This is a genomic window from Gordonia sp. YC-XJ4 (assembly GCF_059511865.1).
The window spans coordinates 3,393,412-3,415,186 of the sequence record NZ_CM183447.1; the positions used below are offsets into that span (position 1 = coordinate 3,393,412).

A 21,775-nucleotide genomic window follows, 5' to 3' on the forward strand; every position below is an offset into this window, starting at 1 on the left:
AGAGCGTACCCGTGGCACGCCCGGCACGCGTGCCGACACCGGGCGTCCCCGGGGCCGGCCCACGCAGCTCAGCCCAGGCAGCTCGGACCGAGCAACGCTTTGAGGTCACCCATGAGCGCCGAACTCGGGGTCACCCGCAACGATTCGGTCAGGCACAGCAGCGTCGAGCGGTCGTCGGAGACGAGGGTGACGTGAACGTCGGCGGTCCCGGGATGGCGGGTCAACACCTGCTTGAGTGCGGCGACCCGATCCGGCGTGCACAGTCGGCTCGGCAACGTCAGGGCGACCGGCTTGGTCGTGCCCGCCACGTCGAGGTCGGGGACGGCGAGGTCATTGGCGCTGATCATCATTTTGTCGTCGTCGCGCAGGGTCACGCGAGCCTTGATGAGCACGATGTTGTCCGGGGCGATGTCCATGCCGTACGCCAGGAACGAACGTGGGAAGAAGTAGACCTCCACGCCACCGACCATGTCCTCGAGGGTGATCGCGGCCCACGGTTCGCCCTTCTTGTTCACCCGGCGGGTGACCGTGGAGATGATGCCGCCGATCGTGATCTGCGCACCGTCGGACACATTGCCCTCGAGCAGTTGGGTGATCGAGGTGTCGGTCTGCGCGGCGATGGCGTGCTCGACGCCGGCCAACGGATGCCCGGATACGTAGAGCCCCAACATCTCTCGCTCCAGGGTGAGCTTGTGTTTGGTGTCCCACTCCTGGTCGGGGACGGGCACCGCGAACACCTCGGCGAGACTGTCGTCGGCCGACTCGTCGCCACCGCCGAACAGATCGAACTGCCCGATCGCCTCGGCCTTCTTGGTGCCGATCACCGATTCGACCGCCTCGGTGTGGATCAGGAACAGGCCCTTGCGCGGATGGCCGAGCGAGTCGAAGGCGCCGGCCTTGATCAGCGACTCGGTGACCTTCTTGTTGCAGGCGGTGACGTCGATCTTGTTGAGGTAGTCGGAGAAGTTCGCGAACTTCCCCTTCGACTCCCGGGCCTCGAGGATCGAGCCGACGACCCCGGACCCGACGTTGCGGATCGCGGCCAGACCGAAGCGGATGTCGGTGCCGACGGCGGCGAAGTTGCGCTGCGACTCGTTGACGTCGGGCGGCAACACGGTGATGCCGAGCTTGCGGCAATCGGCCAGGTAGATCGCGGCCTTGTCCTTGTCGTCACCGACCGAGGTGAGCAGACCGGCCATGTACTCGGCGGGATAGTTGGCCTTGAGGTAGGCGGTCCAGAAGGAGACCAGGCCGTAGCCCGCGGCGTGCGATTTGTTGAACGCATACCCGGCGAACGGCAACACCGTGTCCCAGAGGGCGGTGATCGCCGCCTGCGAGAACCCGTTGTTGCGCATGCCCTCGGCGAAGCCGTCGTAGGCCTCGTCGAGGATTTCCTTCTTCTTCTTGCCCATCGCGCGTCGCAGCAGGTCTGCTTGTCCGAGCGAGTAGCCGGCGACCTTCTGCGCGATCTGCATGATCTGCTCTTGGTAGACGATCAGGCCATAGGTCTCGGAGAGGATCTCCTTGAGCGGTTCCTCGAGTTCGGGGTGGATCGGCCGGATCTGCTGCAAACCGTTCTTGCGCTTGGCGTAGTCGGTGTGCGCGTTGACACCCATCGGGCCCGGGCGATACAGCGCGAGGACGGCGACGATGTCCTCGAAACCGGTGGGCTGCATCATCTTCAACAATTCGCGCATGGCCGCGCCGTCGAGCTGGAACACGCCGAGCGTGTCGCCACGGGCGAGGAGCTCGTAGGTCTTCGGGTCCTCGAGCGGCAGCGTGTCGAGGTCGAGGTCGATCCCGCGGTTGAGCTTGATGTTCTCCAGGGCGTCACCGATGACGGTGAGGTTGCGCAGTCCCAAGAAGTCCATCTTCAGCAGGCCGATCGCCTCGCACGAGGGATAGTCCCAGCCGGTGATGATCGCGCCGTCCTGGGCGCGCTTCCACACCGGGATGGCGTCGGTGAGCGGCTCCGAGGACATGATCACCGCGCAGGCGTGGACGCCGGCATTGCGGATCAGGCCCTCGAGGCCGAGGGCGGTGTCGTAGATCTTCTTGACGTCGGGGTCGGTCTCGATGAGCGTGCGCACCTCGGTGGCCTCGCCGAACCGCTCGTGCTCGGGGTTGGTGATCCCCCAGACCGGGATGTCCTTGGCCATGATGGGCGGCGGCAGGGCCTTGGTGATGCGGTCGGCGATCGCGAAGCCGGGCTGGCCGAACTGGACCCTGGCCGAGTCCTTGATCGCGGCCTTGGTTTTGATCGTGCCGAAGGTGATGACCTGGGCGACCTTGTCGCTGCCCCACCGTTCGGTGGCGTAGCGCACCATCTCACCGCGGCGGCGGTCGTCGAAGTCGATGTCGATATCGGGCATCGACACACGTTCGGGGTTGAGGAATCGCTCGAAGAGCAGTCCGTGCGGGATCGGGTCGATGTTGGTGATGCCCAGCGCCCACGCGACCAGCGAACCGGCCGCCGACCCGCGGCCCGGGCCGACGCGGATGCCGACCTCCTGCGCGTGCCGGATGAGATCGCCGACCACCAGGAAGTAGGCCGGGAATCCCATCTGGATGATGACGTCGAGTTCGTAGTTCGCACGCTCCTGGTACTCCGCGGGCACCTCGGAGTCGGGGAAGCGACGTTCCTTGAGGCCCTTGGCGACCTCCTTGCGCAGCCAGGTCTCCTGGGAATCACCCTCGGGCACCGGGAAGACCGGCATCCGGTCGCGGTGGGTGAAGACGTCGGCGTAGCTCTGCACCCGCTCGCCGATCTCCAGGGTGTTGTCGCAGGCACCGGGCACGACCGAATCCCACTGCGCCCGCATCTCCTCGGCCGACTTCAGGTAGTAGCCGTCACCGTCGAACTTGAAACGGGTGGGATCGGAGAGGGTCTTGCCGGTCTGCACGCACAGCAGCGCCTCGTGCGCGGCAGCGTGCTCCTTGGTGACGTAATGGCAGTCGTTGGTGACGATGGGTTTGATGCCGAGTTTGCGACCGATCTCGAGCAGTCCGTCGCGGACCCGGCGCTCGATCTCCAGGCCGTGTTCCATCAGCTCGAGGTAGAAGTTCTCCTTGCCGAAGATCTCCTGCCACTTCGCGGCCGCCTCGAGAGCTTCACGCTCGTGACCGAGCCGCAGCCGCGTCTGCACCTCGCCCGACGGGCAGCCGGTGGTGGCGATGATCCCCTCGGCGTGCGCGGCGATGATCTCGGCGTCCATCCGCGCCCACTTGCCCAGCTGTCCCTCGATCGACGCCAACGACGAGAGCTTGAACAGGTTGCGCAGACCCGTGGCGTTCTCGGCGACCATCGTCATGTGGGTATAGGCACCCGAGCCGGAGACGTCGTCGTCCTTCTGGTCGCGGGTACCCCACAGCACACGTTTGGTGTTGAAGCGCGACTCCGGGGCGATGTAGGCCTCGATGCCGATGATGGGCGTGATGTCGTTTTTCACAGCGGTGTTGTAGAACTCGCTGGCACCGAACATGTTGCCGTGGTCGGTCATACCGATCGCGGTCATCCCCAGGCGCTTGGCCTCGGCGAACAGCGGCGACACCTTGGCCGCGCCGTCGAGCATCGAGTACTCGGTGTGGTTGTGCAGGTGAACAAACGAGTCTGCCACGGACGCTTCTCACCTCTGGTGCGAGTCTTTGGGATAGGGCGTCACCAACTCTAGGCGCTGCGACCGACAGCCACGCCCGGGCGCGCCGCTGCGGGAAAGCTGTGGCAGGTGAGGCGCCGCACGCGGTGTGTCGTCGTCGGTGTGTCACGCCCGGCGTGTCGAATCGCCTCGCCGGTCCGGGCGACTCTCAGCCGTCGCGCAGCACGTCGAGCGCGTGCTGCAGATCCTTCGGATACGGGCTGGTGTATTCGACATGGCGACCGTCGGCGGGATGGGCGAACCCCAGCGACCGCGCGTGCAGCCACTGGCGGTCGAGACCCAGACGCGCGGCGAGCACCGGGTCGGCCCCATAGGTGAGATCACCACAACACGGATGGTGCAGGGCCGAGAAGTGCACCCGGATCTGATGGGTGCGGCCGGTCTCTAGATGGATGTCGAGCAGCGACGCCGCCGCGAACATCTCGAGGGTGTCGTAGTGGGTGATGCTCGGCTTGCCGCCCGCGGTGACCGCGAACTTCCAGTCGTTGCCGCGATGGCGGCCGATCGGGGCGTCGATGGTTCCCTCGGGCGGATCGAGGTGTCCCTGCACCAGCGCGTGATACCCCTTGTCGACCTCGCGGTCCCGGAAGGCGCGCTTGAGCAGCGAATACGCACGCTCGGACACCGCAACCACCATCAGTCCGGAGGTGCCGACGTCGAGCCGGGACACGATGCCCTGCCGCTCGGAGGCACCCGAGGTGGAGATCCGATAGCCCGCGGCGGCGAGCGCACCGACGACGGTCGGCCCGCTCCAACCGACCGAGGGATGTGCGGCGACCCCGACCGGTTTGTCGACGACGATGATGTCGGAGTCGTGATAGACGACCGAGAGGTCTTCCACCGGCGTGGGCTCGACCCGCAGCGGCTCGGTCGGCGCGGGCAGCAGCACATCGAGCCAACCGCCGGCGACCAGTTTGTGGGACTTGCCGACCGCGACGCCGTCGACGGTGACCTCGCCGTCGTCGGCGAGACGGCCCACGACCGTGCGCGACAGGCCCAGGAGCCGCGCCACCCCGGCATCGGCCCGCATCCCGTCGAGGCCGTCGGGAATGGGCATCGCCCGCGACTCACGCATCGGCGTTCCTCCCGGTCTCGGTGTCCGTGTTGGTCTCGGTGTTCTTGTTGGTCTCGGTGTTCTTGTTGGTCTCGGTGTTCTTGTTGGTCTCGGTGTCACTGCCGGCGCCGGTGTCCCGGTGATCGCCCTCCGCCGGCTGGTCGTCGGGGTCCGGGTCGTTGCGGGCCGCCCAGCCCGAGCGGGTGCCGTCGTGGTCGTATCCGAGCAGCGACAGGATCACCAGCAGCACCGCCCCGCACACGACCGCCGAGTCCGCGACGTTGAACACCGGCCACCAGCCCACCGACACGAAGTCGACGACATGCCCGCGCAGCGGGCCCGGCGCCCGGAAGATCCGGTCGATCAGATTGCCCAGTGCCCCACCGAGAACCAGGCCCAGTCCGAGAATCCACCAGCCCGATCGGAGGCGGCCGGCATAGCGGATGATGACCGCCACGACCGCCAGGGCGATCAACGTGAGAACCCAGGTGTAACCGGTCGCCATCGAGAACGCCGCGCCACTGTTGCGCACCAGACGCAGGGTCACCGTGTCGCCGATGATCCGCACCGGCTCGCCCGGTGTGATCAGGGCCACCACAAGGGTTTTGGTGATGACGTCGAGAGCGACGACGGTACCGGCGATGGCGGCCAGAACGGCGAGTACCTTCGCGCCGCGATGCGTGCGGGGGGCCGTCGTCGCGGTCGTCATCTGCTCGTCGGCACCCGAGGTGGTGCCGTTGGTCGCTGAGTCGTCCACCCGTCCATCATCCCTGACGCGTGCAATACGCTGACTGCCGTGTCCCCCACGCCCGCTTCGTCCAGGATCGCCGCACGCCCGATCCGGCGCAGGCGCCGCCTGTCACGCAGACCGGCCGCCGCGGTTTGGGTGACCATCCTCACCGGCGCGCTGGCGGTGAGCGCGTGTGGCTCCGGCACCGATACCGCAGCGTCGTCGCAACCACCGACCCCGTCCGGGCCGTGTGCCGCCGACCCCGGTACGGGCCTGACCCAGGCCACGCCGATCCCGATCCCGTCCGCGACCGTCACGCTCACCTCCCCCGGCGCGGCTCCCACCCGAGTCGCCACACCCGCACCCGACGTCGGTTCGGCACAGCAGGTGACGCTGTCGACCACCTCGAGCGAGGTCTCCACCACCGCGCAGACCACCCAGGAGGTCACCACCCCGCTGACCGCCCGGTTCGGCTGCACGGCGACCTCCGAACTGCACCTCGTCCTCGGAACACCGACCTCCACGCAGCCCGAACTGACCGACCAGCTCGCGAAGGCGAAGGGCAGCGTCGCCGGGATCGCCTTCGGGCCGGCGCTGAGCCCGATGTCGCTACGTCTGCGGCCGACCGACGCGTCGTCGGCGCCCGCACGTCGTGCGCTCGAACAGTCGCTGGTGCAGACCCTGCAGGATTCGATCGTGCTACCCACCGACCCGATCGGCGTCGGCGCGACGTGGCGTAGCGAACGCACCGTCGTCGGCGCCGCCACGGTGACGCAGACCATCGAGGCGCGGCTGAGCGCGTGGGACGGAGATCGCCTGACCATCTCCTTCACAGCCGAGGAGTCACCGATCAACTCGGTGTTCACCATCCCCGGCGGCAACACCACCCTGACGATCGCCCGGTATTCCTATTCCGGGTCCGGGGAGATCACCGTCGACCTGACCCGCGGATTGCCGGTCGGCGGGCATGCCGACTACAGCGGTGCGCGAGAACTGGTCGGCGCCGACCCCGACCAGCCGCTACTACAACGCATCGGGTTCAGCGTGAACTGGAGGTGACCTGTCGGGCCGCACACCTCCATCGCCCCGAGCCCCGAGCCCCGAGCTCATCGGAATCGCCGCCACCGCAGAAACGCCGCAGGGCCCCGACTCGAGGAGTCGGGGCCCTGCGCTCGTTGATCAAGTGCGCGATCAGCTCGACGGACGGGTACTCGACGACGTCGGGCACATCGGCGTGGTCACTCCATTGGTGGTGATCAGCGGGCAGACGAAGCTGCTGGCCAGCTTCCAGCGGCCACCGTCGTAGACGATCTGCGCGTCGATGTCCTGCGGCTGCTGGTCGGGCAGTTTGACCTGCACCCGAACACTCGCCCGGTTGGGTCCGTCGGTGGTCACCGGACCACGGATCTGGTAGGTGGCTCCAGGATTGTCGGTCTTGAGCTGTACCAGCTTGCCGAAGATCGCCGGGTCCTTCTGCGAGTTCTGCACCAGCTGCGTCTTCTGCGCATTCGGCACGTTCGGGTCGAGCGCGGTCTGCAGCATCTGGTTCAGGGTCGCCACCGACGGCGGATTGCTCGCATCGGTGACGTTCGTCCCGCCGCCGGCGGTCGAGGCGCTGCTGCTGGTGGTGGTCTGGGCGACGGTGGGGATGTCGTCGGCACTGTCGTCGCTGCTACACGCTGCAACGCTGACGGTCACCGCGGCCGTGATCATGACGGCACCCACGAACTTCGGAAACTTCAACGATCTCCCTCACTGTCTGTGCGACCCCGCCCTCACCGGCGCGGTCATCCTTACGACTTGTCGCGGTTGCTCCCACCCTGTCCGGATGGGTCAACGGTGACACCACTATGCCAAACCGTCGCACGGCACCGGCGTGCCGGACACCACGACCGCAACGGTTGACGCCGTCGACGGGTTCCCGCAACCTGTGATCCATGGCACCCACGCCGCACGCACGCATCGCCCTGATCACCACCGGCGGCACCGTCGCGGCCCGCACCGGAACCGACGGTGCGGTGCCGGTGCTCTCCGCGGGCGACCTGCTGGCCACCGCTGATGAGTCGGCCGCGCACGCGGCGCTCATCGGGGAAACGTTCGAACCACAGATCGTTCCCGTCGATCTGATGTCGGTGGACAGTTCGGCGATGACACCGACCGAACAGTTCCGCGTGGTCGCCGCGATCGCCGACGCTCTCGCCGACCCCGACATCGACGGGGTGGTGGTGACCCATGGCACCGACACGATGGAGGAGACCGCCTTCCTCGCCGACCTCGTCGCCGCCGATCCCCGTCCGGTGGTCTTCACCGGCGCCCAACGCCCGGCCGACGCACCGCACGCCGACGGCCCGGCCAACATCGCGTCGGCGTTGGCGCATGCCGCCGATCCGGACTCGCGCTCGCTCGGGGTGCAGATCGTCCTCGGCGGTCGGATCACCGCGGCGCGCGGGGCGTTCAAGGCCTCCACGGTCGATCTCGATGTCTTCGATTCCGTGCACGATTCGTTGCCACGACCATTGCTGACCGGTCCACTGCCGGGTGGCCGTCCGGTCCGCGTCGACGCCTACACCTTGTATCCGGGTGTCTCACCGGGACTCATCGCCGCATCGGTGTCGCAGAACGCCGCGGGCATCGTGCTCGCCGGGACCGGTTCGGGCAACACCCATCCCGACATCACCGCCGAGGTCAGCCTGGCGCGGCAGCGCGGGGTGGTCGTGGTCGTCACCACCCGGGTGCCCTACGGCCCGGTGGTTGCCACCTACGGCGGCGGGGGTGGCGCGGTGGATCTCGAGCGTGCCGGGGCGATCGTCTCGAGGTGGCTGCGCGCACCTCAGGCACGCGTGGCCCTGCAGGCACTGCTCACCACCGGCTGCGACGCCGACGAGGTCGCCGACTTCTTCTCCGCATCCGAGCCGCGGGACGACTGAGCGCCTGGGCGACTGGGCGATTGCGCGCCGGGAGCCCGTGCGCTCACCCGCTCGACCAGTCCAGACTGTCGATCGGGTCCGCACGGCGCAGATCGGGATCGTCGGCGGCGAAGGTACGCGCCGGACCGGGCCCGGTGGTCCTGGTTTCGAACCGCACGGTGACCACACCGTGCCCGGCACCCTGCACCCAACCGTGCCCGTGGTCGCGGTGGGTCACATCGTTGCCGGTCGCCCACTCGTTGCGCGGCGCTGCGTTCGCTGCACCGCCGCCCGCCCCCGTGCCGCCACCGTCCTCGATGCCGTCACCGCCGTCACTGTTCTCGATGCCGTCGGCACCGGGCGCGGACTCCGTGGTGCGCGTGGACATGCCGGGCACCTGCCCGGCCGGGGCCGCGACGTCGTCGAACAACGCATACTGCTCGGTGTCACTGAGACCGGAATAGCCCACTCCGACAAGGCGAATCGGTCCAATCGACTCGGGATCGAGGGCCAGGCGCCGGGCCACCGCGGTGAGTGAGTCGAGATCGCTGGTGGCCGCGGGCAGCGTGAAACTGCGGGTGAGTACCGACATGTCGGCACGTTTGAGTTTGAGCACGACGGTGCGGGCACCACGCCCGTCGGCGACGAGCCGACGGTGCGCGTCGGCGGCCGACCGATCGATCGCCGGCCGCAGTCCCGCCATCGACACGATGTCGGCGGCGAAGGTGGATTCGGCCGAGATCTGTTTGGCCGCAGCACGTTCGGTGACCGGCCGATCGTCGATGCCCTGAGCGAGCCGGTGCAGCGCCGGACCGATGGTGGAACCGAGCACCGAGGCGACCTCGACCTCCGACAGGGCCGCGAGGTCGCCGATCGTGTCGATACCCAACCGGGACAGACGATCCCCGGACACCGGTCCGATCCCCCACAGTTTTCGGACCGGTAGCGCATGCAGGAACGCCAGTTCACGGCTGGGCGAGATCACCATCACGCCATCGGGTTTGGCCATCCCGGAAGCGATCTTGGCGATCTGCTTGCCCGAGCCGAACCCCACCGACGCGGCCAGGCCGACCTCGTCGCGGATGCGCCGCCGGATATCGTCGGCGAACGCGTGTGCCTGCGCGGCGGTGCATCCGACGAGCACCTCGGGTTCGGCGAACGCCTCGTCGAAGGACAACATCTCGATCACACCCACCGTCTCGCGGACGAGCGCGAAGATCCGCTCACTGACAACCCGATAGACGGCGCCGCGCGGCGGGAGCACCACCGCGGACGCGCCGACGAGTCGGCGCGCCTGATGCATAGGCATCGCCGACGACGCACCGTAGGCCCGCGCCGCATAGCTCGCACCCGCGACCACCCCCCGCCCACCGATACCGCCGACCAGCACCGGCCTGCCCCGCAGGGTCGGGCGCGTGAGCTGTTCGACGGAGGCGAAGAAGGCGTCCATGTCGAGATGCATCACCCACCGCTCGCTGCGCTCGGTGCCATCCTGCTCGCTGCGCTCGGTGCCATCCTGCTCGCTGCGCTCGGTGCCATCCCGCCCGCTGCGCTCGGTGCCATCCCGCTCGCTGCGCTCGGTGGCGTCATCCCGACCGGCGATCCCCGGGACTCCTGCAGACTCCGACACCCTTGCAGACTAGGTCCTGCCCCGCCCACCGATCGTCACGGCGTCGGCACACCTGGCAGCGGGTGGCTAGGCGGCAGAGACGGCGAAGACCGGGATCTGTTCGGCATGCTCCGCGAGCTGCGTCTCGGTCGCGTCGACCCCGAGTCCCTCCGGCAGGAACCGCCCGACCTCCCACCCCCACTTGTCGAGGTAGCGACGGATGATCGCGGCCCGGTCGGCCGCGGGCACCTCGACGAGCACAACCCGGCGCGAGCGCCGGCCACGACGCAGTTCACCCGAACCCGCCACGCGCGCATTGCGGACCCATTGGGTGGCGCCACGCACCGCCACCAGGTACTCGACGCCGTCGAGGACAAGTGGATTGACCGGAATCCTCTGCGGCGCACCGGAGGTGCGACCGATCACGGTCAGGGTCTGGGCGCCGGCGAGTGAGAAGCCGTGGTCGGTCAGCCAGCGGACGAGGGCATTCATTCGGGAATCGGTCGTCGTGGGCGGGAGGTAATGGGTCATCGGGGACCACCTTTCGTCGAAGAGAGCACCGCTCTCGTTTCGAGTATGCGCGCACCCGATCCAAAAAACAAGAGCAATGCTCTCGCATTGTGCGATGATGGTCGCCATGCCCGGACCGACGACACGCGCCCCCCGCACCCGAGCCGAGAACCGGCAGACGATGGAGACCGAGATCCTGCGGCTCGGTCGAGAACATCTGAGCACCCACGGCGCCGCGGGACTGTCTCTGCGCGCGATCGCGCGGGAACTCGGCCTGGTCTCCTCGGCGGTCTACCGCTACGTCCCCAGTCGCGACGAACTGCTCACCCGGCTGCTCATCGAGGGGTACACCCATCTCGCCGAGTCGGTCGACGCCGCCACCGACCGTATCGACACCGAGGACCATCGCGGCCGGATCATGGCTGCTGCCAAGGCAATCCGGATCTGGGCCGTCGACGACCCGGCGCGCTGGGCACTCCTCTACGGCAGCCCCGTCCCCGGATATGCGGCGCCCGCCGACCGTACCGTCACCCCCGGCACCCGCGTGATCGCACGGCTCATCGCCGAACTCGCAGCCGCACACGACGCAGGCGTCCTCGCCACCCCGGACTGCGAGGTCTCCCCCGCGCTGTCGGCCGATCTCGACGCCATCCGCATCGAGTTCGGCAACGACCTACCCGATGCCGCCCTCGTCACCGGCACCCTGCTGTGGGCCGCGGTGATCGGGGCCACCTCGCTGGAGGTGTTCGGCCAATACGGCTCGGAGACGTTCTCCGTTCCCGAGCACCTGTTCACCGCCCAGATCGACGCGGTCCTGTCATCGGTGTTCCGCTGACGGAGGTGCCTCGACGGCAGTCGCGACGCGTACCCGCTCGGCGATCCATCCGTACGACGAGAGCGCCTTGACGTCGTCGTCGACGTCGTACCCGTGATCGGCGTCGGGGACCTCGAGGAGCCCGCGCAACGCCCCGGCGGCCTCGAGCCGCCGGGCGTATCTCCGTCCCTCCTCGGCCAGGATGTCGTTGTGCGCCACGATGACCAGAGCGGGTGCGATACCGGTGAGATCGGCCTCGTCGGCGCCGCCGGCGGGTGAGACCAGCCGGTCGGACCGCTGCGTGACGTCGGGGACGTAGGCGGCGTCGAACACCGTACCCATCCACGGTCGGAGCATCGGACGAGCCAGTGGTGAATGCTTGGCGCCCGCGGGGACCGTCAGATCCAGTGGCGGATAGTGCAGGACCTGCAACGAGATCGCTGGGCCACCGCGCTCGAGTGCGAGCCGCGCCCCGGCCGCCGCGAGCGCGCCGCCGGCGCTCTGACCGCCGACGACCAGCCGGGTGCCGTCCCAACCGTGCTCGTTGCCGTGCTCGGCGATCCAGACGAGAATCTCGTGAATCTGCTCGGGCGGTTGCGGAAACCGATGCTGCGGGGCGAGAGCGTAGTCGACATTGACGACCACGACGCCGCCTCCACCGCCAGCAGCCGACACACCGGGTCGTCCTGCTCCCTCACCCCCATGACATATCCACCACCGTGCAGGTTCACATACACCGGCGGTGTGCGGTCGGTGCGGGCCGGACGATAGATCGTTGCCGTGACCGGACCCGGAGTGCTCGGTATCCGCAGCGGCTCGGTGGTGGCTCGGTGCCCGGGGAATCGCGACCGCGCCCGAGTGGTCGTGCGCCGCGCCGCACGACCCATCCCCCACTGCATTCCCCGCGCGACGACCCGTGCCACGGTCGGGTTGGCAAGCACTGACATTCGATGCCTCCGGAGAAGTCGTGGGTTGGTCATACGGTCTCGGGTTCGCCGCTGACACGGCCCCGCGGATCGACCCCGGTGAACCCGATGCCGACGATGAGGGTGGCGAGCAGGGCCGCGCCGGCACACACCACGAAGGCCATCGAGTACGAATGATCGAGCGCATCGAAGGCAACCGACTGCAAAGGGTTGAGCGGCATGGACTTTCCGTCGACCATCACCGTCGCCGGAACCCCGTTGGCGCCCAGCGGGCCCGAGTGGACCGCGCCTACGGCTGCTTCGAGGGACTCGCGGGTGGCGCCGGACGCGTGGGCGGGCGCCGAATCGAAGGCCTGCAAGGCATTACGGAGATCTTCGGATGCGTTGAGCTTCGCCTGGATGGCGTTGGCGGCCTGGGTCAGTGCGATCGCCCCGATCACCGACGGCCCGAGGGTGAAGCCGAAGTCGCGCAGCAGACTCGTGGTGCCGCTGGCCATCCCGGCCAGGTGCGTGGGCACGGTGTTGACGGCCACGGCGGTGACCGCCTGCAGCGCGAGCGCGAAGCCGAGCCCGACGACCGCGATCGGCGGCAGGATCAGGCCGAGCGACATCGTTGCCGCCGGGGTCGACGCGGCCCAGAGGTCACCGATCGCGATCAGACCGAAACCACCCGCCATGAGCCATCGCGCGTTGTGGCGGACCAGCAGGCGGGCGACCAGCGGTGCGGTGAGCAGGGTCATGCCGTTGAGGATGACGAACGCGATCGACGTCACCAAGGGCGAAAACCCCTGGATGGCCGCCAATCTGATGCTGGTGATGTAGGCGGTGCCGAGCAACGCGAAACTGCCCAGCACGGTGGCGATCGCCGCGACGCTGAACGCCCGGTTGCCGAACAGGTCCAGACGTAACAGCGGCGCCGGTGCACGACGCTCGACGATGATGAACGCGACGGCCGACAGTGCGGCGACGACGAATGCGCCGATGATGTCCGGGGCACCGTAGCCGGTCGTCGACCCCTGGATCACCGCGTAGAGCAGGGCGAACAGCGAGATCGCGACGGTGATCTGACCCGGCCAGTCCAACGATCGCCCCGTGGGAGCCGAGGACGTGGTGGCCATCGTGAGCGTCACGATCAGGCACGGAACCGCGAGCACGGCCACCGCCAGGAAACCCCGTCGCCAACCCGCGGTGTCGGTGCCCGCGAAGGGATAGCGGGCGAGGAAACCGCCCAGCACCGGGGACACGAAGCTGCCGGTGGCCAGCGCCGCGGCCCACACCGAGATCGCGCGGGCGCGGTCGTGGGGCGTGTGCGTGCCCGCCGCGACCATCGCCAGGGTGGTGGGCATGATCGCGGCCGCGCCGACACCGGTGAGCACCTGGCCGACGAGCAGCACGGCCACCCGGATCGAGGTGTCGACGTCGGCGCCCGGGGTGAGGAAGCCGATCAGCTGACCGATACCCAGGACGATGGTGCCGATGATCAGTAATCGCTTGCGGCCGAACAGATCTCCCAGCACCCCGAAGGTGAGCTCGAACAGGGTGACCGGGACCAGGAACGCCGCGGAGATCCAGGTGAGCTGTGACGCGCTGGTGCCGAGATCGTCCTGGAAGAGCCCGTTGAGCACTGCGGGCATGGCCAACGCAGCCTGCGCCAGGGCGATCGCCGCCGCCGCGGCGATCAGCGTCCGTCTGTCGAGGACGTATCTGTCGGCAACCTGTCCGGTGACGAGCGTTCTCTGGGTCATGGGCGGGACCTTTCCGAGCCGAGGAGGCGGCGTGGATGACGCTGCCCAATTATCAGCAAAGCTGATAACAGCAATACTGACGGTTTGATCACGTCCGCGCAAGAGTGTGGCGCCCACCTCCTCTCCGACGGCGGGTACCTCGCCGGGGTTGCGGCGGGGTGACGCGGCGGTTCTGCATAATCAAGGTCGAGTTCGCCACCGCTTCACGTCCGCCGCCCGCCCTACACCCTCACCGCCCCGTATCGTCACCGTCGCGAGAGAGTCACCTATGCCCACCAGCAACGCCACCCTGCTCTACCTCGTCAAGCAGCTGGAGTTGGCGGTGCGCGCCCGGATGGACGAGGTGGTCGGCGGCGAGGGACTGACACCGGTGCAATACACCGCCCTGACCGTGCTGGCGCGCCGGCCGGGGCTGACGTCGGCCGAACTCGCCCGCAATTCGTTCGTGCGACCGCAGACGATGGCCCGGATCACCGCGGTGCTCGAGGAACGGCAATTCGTCCGACGCGAGACCGACCCGCACAGCCGCAGGCAGATGCGGCTGTACCTGACCGACCACGGCCACGAGACCGTCGAACGTCTGGAGCCGGCGATCACGGCCATCGAGACCCGGATGGTCGCCGATCTCGACGAGACCGAGGTCGAGGCACTGCGGTCGGCTCTGCAGTCGAGCAGGCGTGCGCTGGGTGGGTCGGCTGCCCACTGAGATATCCCCCAGAATCTCCCCTCGAGACGCCGATCGCCCGCACGCGTGACGCATGCGGGCGATCGGGAGTACCGCGCAGCGCGGCTCAGGTGGCGGCGCGGGTGATGTCGGCGGACACACCGTCGCCGAGTTCGATGCCGCCCGGCGTGTCGGACTGTACGACCTCGAAGGCGACCGCGAGGATCTCCCCGGCGATCAGGTCGGCGTGGGTGCGGGCCCAGTCCAGACGTTCGGCGGGCACCACCAGACGCACCTCGATCCGATCCGAGACGTCGAGACCCAGCGAGCGCCGGGCCTCCTGGAGCTCGCGGACCCGGTCCTTGGCCCATCCCTCGGCCTCGAGCTCCGGAGTGACCGCGGTATCGAGAACGACCAACCCTGCGCCCCCGGGCAATTCGGCGGTCGATTCGGGCTCCTGCGCGACGAGCCGGCGCGTGTACTCGCCGGGCTCGAGGTCGATACCGGCGGCACTGACCACCTCGGTGCCGTCGTCGGTGGTGCGCACCGCCCAGTCGCCGGCCTTGACCGCCTTGATGACCCGCTGCACGTCCTTGCCCAGCCGTGGGCCCGCAGCCCGCGCGTTCACCGCGAGTTCCTGTCGGCCGTAGGCATCGGCGTCGGTGGACAGTGTCACCGACTTCACGTTCATCTCGTCGGCGATCAGGTCGGTGAACGGCTCGAGTTGCCCGGCCGTCGGCGAGGCCACGGTCAGCCCCGGCAGGGGCAGGCGCACCCGCAACTTGTTGGCCTTGCGCACACTCGACGCCGTCGAGCACACCGCCTGCACCTCGTCCATCGCCGCCACCAGCGCCGTGTCGGCGGGCAACTCGTCGGCGGTGGGCCAGTCGGTCAGGTGCACCGACCGCTCGCCGGTGAGCCCACGCCAGATCGCCTCGGTGGCCATCGGCAACAGCGGCGCGGCAAGGCGAGAGGCCACCTCGAGCACCGTGTAGAGGGTGTCGAAGGCATCGGCGTCCGCGTCCTGACCGGCCCAGAACCGGGCCCGGGACCGGCGCACATACCAGTTCGTCAGTGATTCGACGAAGCGCCGCAACGAATCACACGCGCCGGCGATGTCGTAGGCATCGAGCGCGGTGGTCATCTCGTCCCGGGTCAGCGCGAGCTTGGCCAGGATGTAGCGGTCGAGCACGTTGGTCGAATCGGTCCGCCAGCTCGCCGGCTTCTCGGCGTAGAGCGCCAAGAAACTGTAGGCATTCCACAACGGCAGCAACGCCTGTCGCACACCCTCGCGGATGCCCTTCTCGGTGACGACGAGGTTACCGCCCCGCAGCACCGGCGAGGCCATCAGGAACCAGCGCATCGCATCGCTGCCGTCGCGGTCGAAGACCTCGTTGACGTCGGGGTAGTTGCGCTTGGACTTGCTCATCTTCTGCCCGTCGTCGCCGAGCACGATTCCGTGCGCGACAACACTTTTGAATGCGGGACGATCGAAGAGCGCGGTGGCCAGCACGTGCAGGTTGTAGAACCAGCCCCGGGTCTGACCGTTGTACTCGACGATGAAGTCGCCCGGATTGTGCGGCGCCAGGCCCGCGTCGGCGTCGCCGTCGAACCAGTCGGCGTTCTCGAACGGGTAGTGCACCTGCGCGAACGGCATCGAACCCGACTCGAACCAGCAGTCGAAGACCTCGGGCACACGACGCATCGTCGACGCGCCGGTGGGATCGTCGGGATTGGGCCGGGTCAGCTCGTCGATGTAGGGCCGGTGCAGATTGTCCGGACGCACCCCGAAGTCGCGCTCGAGATCGTCGAGCGATCCGTAGACATCGGTGCGTGGATGATCCGGGTCGTCGGAGACCCACACCGGGATCGGCGCACCCCAGAACCGATTTCGGCTGATGTTCCAGTCACGGGCACCTTCGAGCCACTTGCCGAACTGGCCGTCGCGGATGTGGTCGGGCGCCCAGGTGATCTGCTTGTTGAGTTCGAGCATGCGCTCCTTGATCGGGGTGACCGCGACGAACCACGACGGAACGGCCATGTAGATCAACGGCTTTCCCGACCGCCACGAATGCGGATAGGAGTGCTCGATGGTCTCGTGCCGAAGGATGCGCCCGCTCCGCCCGTCGGGCCCGGCCTGGACGTGACCGCCACCGGCCTTGAGGTCCTTGATGATTGCCGGGTTGGCGTCGAAGACCATCTGCCCCTCATACGTCGGCACCGCCGAGGTGAACCGGCCCCCCGGATCGAGCGGCTGTACGACCTCGATGCCGTTGGCGGTCGCCAGCTCCATGTCCTCTTCACCGAACGCGGGAGCCAGGTGCACGATGCCGGTGCCGCTGTCGGTGGTGACATAGTCGCCGAGCAATACCCGATGGGAATTCGGGTGTCCGACAAAGAAATCGAACGGTGGCAGGTAGCGCAGGTCGGCCAGATCCGCGCCCGGGTACCGGCCGAGCTCGGTGGTGTCGCCGAGCTCGCCCGCATACGCACCCAGCAACGCCTCGGCGAGCAGGTAGTCGTGCCCGTCGGCGGCGCGCACGTGGACGTAGGTGACCTTCGGATTCACCGCGATCGCGAGGTTGCTCGGCAACGTCCACGGGGTGGTCGTCCAGATCAACGCGTTCACGCCGTCGAGCGGACTACCGGGAGCCACGAGCGGCATGGTCACCGTCACCGCCGGATCCTGTCGCATCCGGTAGGCGTCGTCGAGCTTGGACTCCTGGTTGCTCAGCGGGGTCTGCTCGTACCAGCTGTACGGCAGCACCCGATAGCCCTGGTAGATCAAGCCCTTGTCCCACAGGCGTTTGAACGCCCACATCACCGACTCCATGTAGTCGATGTCGAGGGTCTTGTAGTCGTTGTCGAAGTCGACCCAACGGGCCTGGCGGGTCACATAGTCCCGCCACTCACCGGTGTAACGCAGCACCGAGTCGCGGCAGAAGTCGTTGAACCGCTCCATGCCCATCTTCTCGATCTCCGATTTGTCGGTGATCCCGAGCTGGCGTTCGGCCTCCAATTCGGCGGGCAGACCGTGTGTGTCCCAACCGAACCGGCGTTCGACCTTCTTGCCCCGCATGGTCTGATAGCGCGGGACGACGTCCTTGACGTAGCCGGTGAGCAGATGTCCGTAGTGCGGCAGACCGTTGGCGAACGGCGGGCCGTCGTAGAACACGAACTCTTCCGCCCGGGATCGTTTCTCGACAGACGCACGGAAGGTGTCGTCGGCGTCCCAGTACTGCAGCACGGTGCGCTCGACGTCGGGGAAGGACGGCGCACCACGCTCGCCGCCGGTCATGTCGACGCGCGGATAGATCCGGCTCCCGTCGTCGGTAGGCGACGACGCACCGGTCTCGGCGGACTGGGGGGTGTGCGGGGATTGACCCACGTCGGTCACGGCTGGTCTCCTCGTGCCATCTCGATGCTTCTCGGCACGGGGACGCAAACCGTTTCCGGTTGCGCGGTACCACCCCGCTTGCATCGACGACGGTCGATGCCTCTCGAGTCCCGCGCATGTGTGGTGCTGATGTCACAGGACGCGGGCTGTGACGGGCCCACCCGCCCGGTTCTACTGAGAACGACCCGACGGGGACGTTCGGTTCTTCCGGGTGCTCCCCGGTGATGGCCGGATCAACGCGCACACCAGTGTAGCCGTGCCGGACCGGGTCGGGCCAAATCGATTTCTGTCACCACGGCAGCCGGTCACCTGGGCGGACGGTCCCCTGCGTGGCAGCAACGCCGGGCGAGCCGGCCGTCACTGCTCGGGTGTCGCTACCGGGGTGTCACTGCTGGGTATCACTGCTGGGGCGGGCGCCAGTCCGGATGCAGCGGATCGATCTTCTCCGGCCGCTCTCCGGGCTCCGATTCCCCCGACTGCGTCGTGGACCCGGGATCGGAGTGCGTCCCCCGAGAGCCCTGCGGAGTCGGCGCCGGACCGGGCCGGAACCGGCCGGTCTGGGGCGGGCCGGGCGGCCGTTGTCGGCCGCGTGGATCGGAACCCGTATTCGGGCCAGCAGGGTTCGGACCAGTTGGGTTCGGGCCAGCGGGGTTCGACACAGCAGGGTTGGTTATCGAGGGGTTGGATACCGGAGGTCGCGGCCGCGCGTCGGCGGCCCCGACCGACCGCAGATAGTCGGCATATCCCCGCTCGGCGGTCGAGGGCGCGGTGGGCCGGTCGGCTGCAGGTGCGCCGGGGCGAGTGGGGGGCGGAGCAGCTTGGGTCGGCACGGACTCGGGCGGACGCTGGTCTCCCCCACGCGGCCCCCTCGCGGTCTCGGGCGCGTCGGGAGACGAGATCACGCCTTCCCAGAGCGCCCGACGGCGATCCTCGGTCGACTGCTGATCGGAGTCCTCGTGCGGCGCGGACTCCGACTGCGGACCACTGTCCTCGGGTCGCCCGTCCTCGGGGCGCCGAGGCGTGTGCCGAGAATCGTCGGCGTCGTCGCCATCTTCTTCGACGTGCTGCGCGGCGCCGAACCCGAAGCCACCACCGGCCTCTTCATCATCGGGCTTACCGCGCCGACCACTCCAGACGATGTCGGCGACGAGAAAGATCAGCCCGACGAGGCAGACGACGATGCAGGCGATCGCAAGCCACAGGGTGCCGGTGATGAGGCCGACGACAAGTAGGACGAATCCGACAAGCGTGGCAGCCAGCGCCAGGGTCAGCACGTCATCGACCTAGTGTCGTCCCGTTCAGCTCTGCGAGTAGCTGCTGAATCCACCGTTGCCGGGATCGGTGGAGAACGACTGATCGGCCGGGCGTCCGCTCTCGACCGGTGCCGCACTACCGCGCTGTTGGAGTTCCTCGAGCTGGGATTCCAGGTAGGTCTTGAGACGCGTACGGTACTCACGCTCATAGATCTTGAGCTGTTCGATCCGGCCCTCGAGCACACCACGCTGCTGGTTGATGGTGCCCATGATCTCGGCGTGCTTGCGCTCGGCATCACTCTGCAGGGCGTCGGCACGTTCCTGCGCCTGACGCAGCTGCGCCTCCGAGCGGGTCTGCGCGTCGGCCAGGATGGCCTCCGACCGCTGCCGTGCATCGGCGAGCATGGCCTCGGACTTGCTCTGCGCCTCGGCGACCATCGAGTCCGACCGCTGCCGCGCGTCGGCCAGCAACGAGTCGGCCTCCTGCCGCGACGTGCTGGTCAAACGGTCGGCGGTCTCCTGCGCAAGCGCGAGGACCTTGGCCGCACGGACGTGGGCGTCGCCGTCGGCCGGTGCCGCCGCCGGAGCGGGAGCAGGCGCGGCCTGGGGTTCGGGAGTGGACACCGCGAAGACCTGGGTGTGGTCCTCCGACGGCGCAGGTGCCGCAGCGGCACCCGATCGCGCTTCGGTGAGCTCGCCTTCGAGTTCTTCGACGCGTTGTTTCAGATCCGAGTTCTCGTCGATCAGACGCGCGAGTTCTGCTTCGACAAAGTCGAGGAACTGGTCCACCTCGTCTTCGTTGTAGCCGCGTTTACCGATAGGCGGTTTGCTGAACGCGACGTTGTGCACATCAGCTGGTGTCAGCCGCATGTCGGTTCCCCTCAATGTCGTTCGAGCTTGTCTTGGTCGAGCCTTGTGTCAGTAGTACTGCGTCAGTCGAGCAGTTCTGCGTCAGCCGAGCAGTTCCACGCTGTCACGTGTCCCATTACAGACTGTCACTGACCATTCATACCAGTCAAAATCTGTAACTGGCGTCTTATCCTGTCACATCTGAACCGTTCGTAGTAGGACATCGATGTCGTCCTGCAATCAAACAGTCGCTCAACCATGACATCAGCAATACGCTCTCCGGCCAAGTCCCCAGGCAGTTCGGCGACCGACTTTCTCGTTCGACCGAAGTCGGTGCCAGGTCAGATCACGAGTCACATTCCGAGCGCCGACGCCGCGGCCCCCATCCGGAACGACCCGACCACCTGCATCGCGATCACCACCAGGATCAGGACGATCATCAGCGACAGGTCGAGGCGGACCGGGCCGAGCGGAATCGGCGGGATGATCCGCCGGAACAGTTTGATCGGTGGGTCGGTCACCGTGAAGGTGATCTCGATGATCGCCACGACGATCCCCGTCGGTCGCCATTCCCGCGCGAAGGTGCGCACCAACTCCACGACGAGCCGGGCCAGCAACAGCAGCCAGTAGACGAACAGGATGTACCAGATGACTTCGAACACAATCGCCACTTCTCAAGAGTGCCTGACGTGAGGCGCCCGCGGCCGCACCGGGGTTCCGGCACGTCGCCGCGGGCGCGAGGACGGTAATTCGGGGGAATTGCCGGAAATATCGCATCGCGACGCGATATCGGGCAATTCGTACCGGTCAGGACTGGTTGTAGAACCCGGTCTCGGCGATCTTGCGCCGGTCCTCGGGCGAGACGTCGATGTCGGCGGGTGAGAGCAAGAACACCTTGGTGGCCACCTTGTCGAAGGAGCCACGCAATGCGAACGCCAGTCCGGCGGCGAAGTCGACGAGTCGCTTGGCGTCGTCGTTGGTCATGTTGACCAGGTCCATGATCACCGGATTGCCATCACGGAAGCGCTCACCGATGGTGCGTGCCTCACCGTAATCGGACGGACGCAGGGTGGTGATCTTGTGCAGCGGGCCGTCGGCGAAGACGCGCTCGAGGTCACCCCGCTCGGCCCCGCCCGGCCGCCCGGCGCCGGTCGCACGCAACGTCGCACCGCTCGAGCGCTGCAACGGCTCGAGCCGGGTGGCACGCACCCGCTCGGGCGACACTTCGGTGGCCGCTCGGACGCCACCGCCCGCATAGGCGTACTCCGCGCCGGCATAGCCGGGCTCGTATCCCTCGTAACCGCCCACCGCGTACCGCCGCTCCTCGGCGTAGACCTCACGATCGCGTCCGGCCAAGCCGGCCTCACGATCCCGGTAGCCGGCGTCACGGTAATCGCCGTAGGCGGAGTCGGCGAGTGCCTCCTCCCGGTAGGACGAGTCGCCGTAGTAGTCGTCGCGGTAGGCGCGCTCTCGCGCGGCGGCCCGGACCGGGCCGGGGCCGGGCTCGTCGAGGTAGTCGTCCTCGTACTCGCTCGGAGGCACCATGCCGAAATATGCCTTGAACTTCTGCATCGTGGTCATGTGCTGGGCCTCTCTGGTCATCCGACGCTCACGAGCGGGTGTTGCAGCTGTTGCCGGTGTGTGAGCTGTTCTCGATGGTTC

At 67.9% G+C, this 21,775-nt stretch carries 16 protein-coding genes and 1 pseudogene; 5 read left to right on the forward strand and 12 right to left on the reverse strand.

All coding sequences use genetic code 11. From position 1 onward, the window contains the following. Positions 1-68: 68 nt before the first annotated feature. From dnaE to lspA, 3 genes are all read right to left on the reverse strand, one after another. Entirely contained in the window at positions 69-3,617 is a 3,549-nt protein-coding gene (gene dnaE / locus AC5ZH6_RS15000) for a DNA polymerase III subunit alpha (RefSeq protein WP_014360335.1), read from the reverse strand. Positions 3,618-3,804: 187 nt separating this feature from the next. Then, positions 3,805-4,731, reverse strand: coding sequence for an RluA family pseudouridine synthase (locus AC5ZH6_RS15005; protein ID WP_014360336.1), 927 nt, complete (start codon positions 4,729-4,731; stop codon positions 3,805-3,807). Next, complete coding sequence (lspA, locus tag AC5ZH6_RS15010; RefSeq protein WP_014360337.1) at positions 4,724-5,467, reverse strand: signal peptidase II; 744 nt, start codon at positions 5,465-5,467, stop codon at positions 4,724-4,726. The genes AC5ZH6_RS15005 and lspA overlap by 8 nt, the downstream gene beginning before the upstream one ends. A gap of 129 nt (positions 5,468-5,596) precedes the next feature. Between lspA and AC5ZH6_RS15015 the strand changes: the two genes are divergently transcribed. Continuing rightward, complete coding sequence (locus tag AC5ZH6_RS15015; RefSeq protein ID WP_288337697.1) at positions 5,597-6,499, forward strand: hypothetical protein; 903 nt, start codon at positions 5,597-5,599, stop codon at positions 6,497-6,499. A gap of 132 nt (positions 6,500-6,631) precedes the next feature. Here AC5ZH6_RS15015 and AC5ZH6_RS15020 read toward each other — a convergent pair whose 3' ends face one another. Continuing rightward, positions 6,632-7,183: a WKL family lipoprotein gene (locus tag AC5ZH6_RS15020; RefSeq protein ID WP_288337696.1), complete on the reverse strand. Its 552-nt coding sequence runs from the start codon at positions 7,181-7,183 to the stop codon at positions 6,632-6,634. A 194-nt stretch (positions 7,184-7,377) separates the two neighbouring features. On the opposite strand from AC5ZH6_RS15020, the gene AC5ZH6_RS15025 reads away from it, so the two are divergent. Then, positions 7,378-8,367 (forward strand): asparaginase, encoded by a 990-nt coding sequence (locus AC5ZH6_RS15025; protein WP_288337695.1) that lies wholly within the window; start codon positions 7,378-7,380, stop codon positions 8,365-8,367. A gap of 43 nt (positions 8,368-8,410) precedes the next feature. Here AC5ZH6_RS15025 and AC5ZH6_RS15030 read toward each other — a convergent pair whose 3' ends face one another. Next, entirely contained in the window at positions 8,411-9,976 is a 1,566-nt protein-coding gene (locus tag AC5ZH6_RS15030; RefSeq protein WP_288437503.1) for a DNA polymerase IV, read from the reverse strand. 66 nt (positions 9,977-10,042) lie between these two features. Further along, the gene (locus AC5ZH6_RS15035; protein ID WP_014360341.1) at positions 10,043-10,486 is read right to left on the reverse strand and encodes a hypothetical protein; all 444 of its coding nucleotides are present in this window, start codon (positions 10,484-10,486) and stop codon (positions 10,043-10,045) included. 76 nt (positions 10,487-10,562) lie between these two features. On the opposite strand from AC5ZH6_RS15035, the gene AC5ZH6_RS15040 reads away from it, so the two are divergent. Further along, complete coding sequence (locus tag AC5ZH6_RS15040; RefSeq protein ID WP_211544639.1) at positions 10,563-11,300, forward strand: TetR/AcrR family transcriptional regulator; 738 nt, start codon at positions 10,563-10,565, stop codon at positions 11,298-11,300. Here the strand turns inward: AC5ZH6_RS15040 and AC5ZH6_RS15045 are convergent. Further along, positions 11,283-12,226 (reverse strand): annotated as a pseudogene (locus tag AC5ZH6_RS15045) (alpha/beta hydrolase fold domain-containing protein). The gene AC5ZH6_RS15040 and the pseudogene AC5ZH6_RS15045 overlap by 18 nt on opposite strands. 29 nt (positions 12,227-12,255) lie before the next feature. Continuing rightward, positions 12,256-13,950 (reverse strand): MFS transporter, encoded by a 1,695-nt coding sequence (locus tag AC5ZH6_RS15050; RefSeq protein WP_288337016.1) that lies wholly within the window; start codon positions 13,948-13,950, stop codon positions 12,256-12,258. Positions 13,951-14,218: 268 nt separating this feature from the next. Here AC5ZH6_RS15050 and AC5ZH6_RS15055 point away from each other — a divergent pair, with 268 nt between their 5' ends. After that, complete coding sequence (locus AC5ZH6_RS15055) at positions 14,219-14,656, forward strand: MarR family winged helix-turn-helix transcriptional regulator (RefSeq protein WP_006370492.1); 438 nt, start codon at positions 14,219-14,221, stop codon at positions 14,654-14,656. An 85-nt stretch (positions 14,657-14,741) separates the two neighbouring features. On the opposite strand, the gene ileS is transcribed toward AC5ZH6_RS15055, so the two are convergent. Next, positions 14,742-18,011: an isoleucine--tRNA ligase gene (ileS, locus tag AC5ZH6_RS15060; protein ID WP_014360344.1), complete on the reverse strand. Its 3,270-nt coding sequence runs from the start codon at positions 18,009-18,011 to the stop codon at positions 14,742-14,744. A gap of 956 nt (positions 18,012-18,967) precedes the next feature. Between ileS and AC5ZH6_RS15065 the strand changes: the two genes are divergently transcribed. Then, complete coding sequence (locus tag AC5ZH6_RS15065) at positions 18,968-19,243, forward strand: hypothetical protein (protein WP_081484752.1); 276 nt, start codon at positions 18,968-18,970, stop codon at positions 19,241-19,243. Between the two features lie 66 nt (positions 19,244-19,309). Here the strand turns inward: AC5ZH6_RS15065 and wag31 are convergent, their stop codons facing one another. From wag31 to AC5ZH6_RS15080, 3 genes are all read right to left on the reverse strand, one after another. After that, entirely contained in the window at positions 19,310-20,134 is an 825-nt protein-coding gene (gene wag31 / locus AC5ZH6_RS15070) for a DivIVA-like cell division protein Wag31 (RefSeq protein WP_014360346.1), read from the reverse strand. A 332-nt stretch (positions 20,135-20,466) separates the two neighbouring features. Then, the gene (locus AC5ZH6_RS15075; RefSeq protein WP_014360347.1) at positions 20,467-20,784 is read right to left on the reverse strand and encodes a YggT family protein; all 318 of its coding nucleotides are present in this window, start codon (positions 20,782-20,784) and stop codon (positions 20,467-20,469) included. A 136-nt stretch (positions 20,785-20,920) separates the two neighbouring features. Next, the gene (locus tag AC5ZH6_RS15080) at positions 20,921-21,694 is read right to left on the reverse strand and encodes a cell division protein SepF (RefSeq protein WP_006370497.1); all 774 of its coding nucleotides are present in this window, start codon (positions 21,692-21,694) and stop codon (positions 20,921-20,923) included. Positions 21,695-21,775: the final 81 nt, after the last annotated feature.

Coding starts and splice junctions, on each gene's coding strand:
- AC5ZH6_RS15080 (WP_006370497.1), bottom strand. CDS start 21,694: ATGACCACGATGCAGAAGTTCAAGGCATATTTCGGCATGGTGCCTCCG.
- AC5ZH6_RS15055 (WP_006370492.1), top strand. CDS start 14,219: ATGCCCACCAGCAACGCCACCCTGCTCTACCTCGTCAAGCAGCTGGAG.
- AC5ZH6_RS15040 (WP_211544639.1), top strand. CDS start 10,563: ATGCTCTCGCATTGTGCGATGATGGTCGCCATGCCCGGACCGACGACA.
- AC5ZH6_RS15025 (WP_288337695.1), top strand. CDS start 7,378: ATGGCACCCACGCCGCACGCACGCATCGCCCTGATCACCACCGGCGGC.
- AC5ZH6_RS15050 (WP_288337016.1), bottom strand. CDS start 13,950: ATGACCCAGAGAACGCTCGTCACCGGACAGGTTGCCGACAGATACGTC.
- AC5ZH6_RS15005 (WP_014360336.1), bottom strand. CDS start 4,731: ATGCGTGAGTCGCGGGCGATGCCCATTCCCGACGGCCTCGACGGGATG.
- AC5ZH6_RS15035 (WP_014360341.1), bottom strand. CDS start 10,486: ATGACCCATTACCTCCCGCCCACGACGACCGATTCCCGAATGAATGCC.
- wag31 (WP_014360346.1), bottom strand. CDS start 20,134: ATGCGGCTGACACCAGCTGATGTGCACAACGTCGCGTTCAGCAAACCG.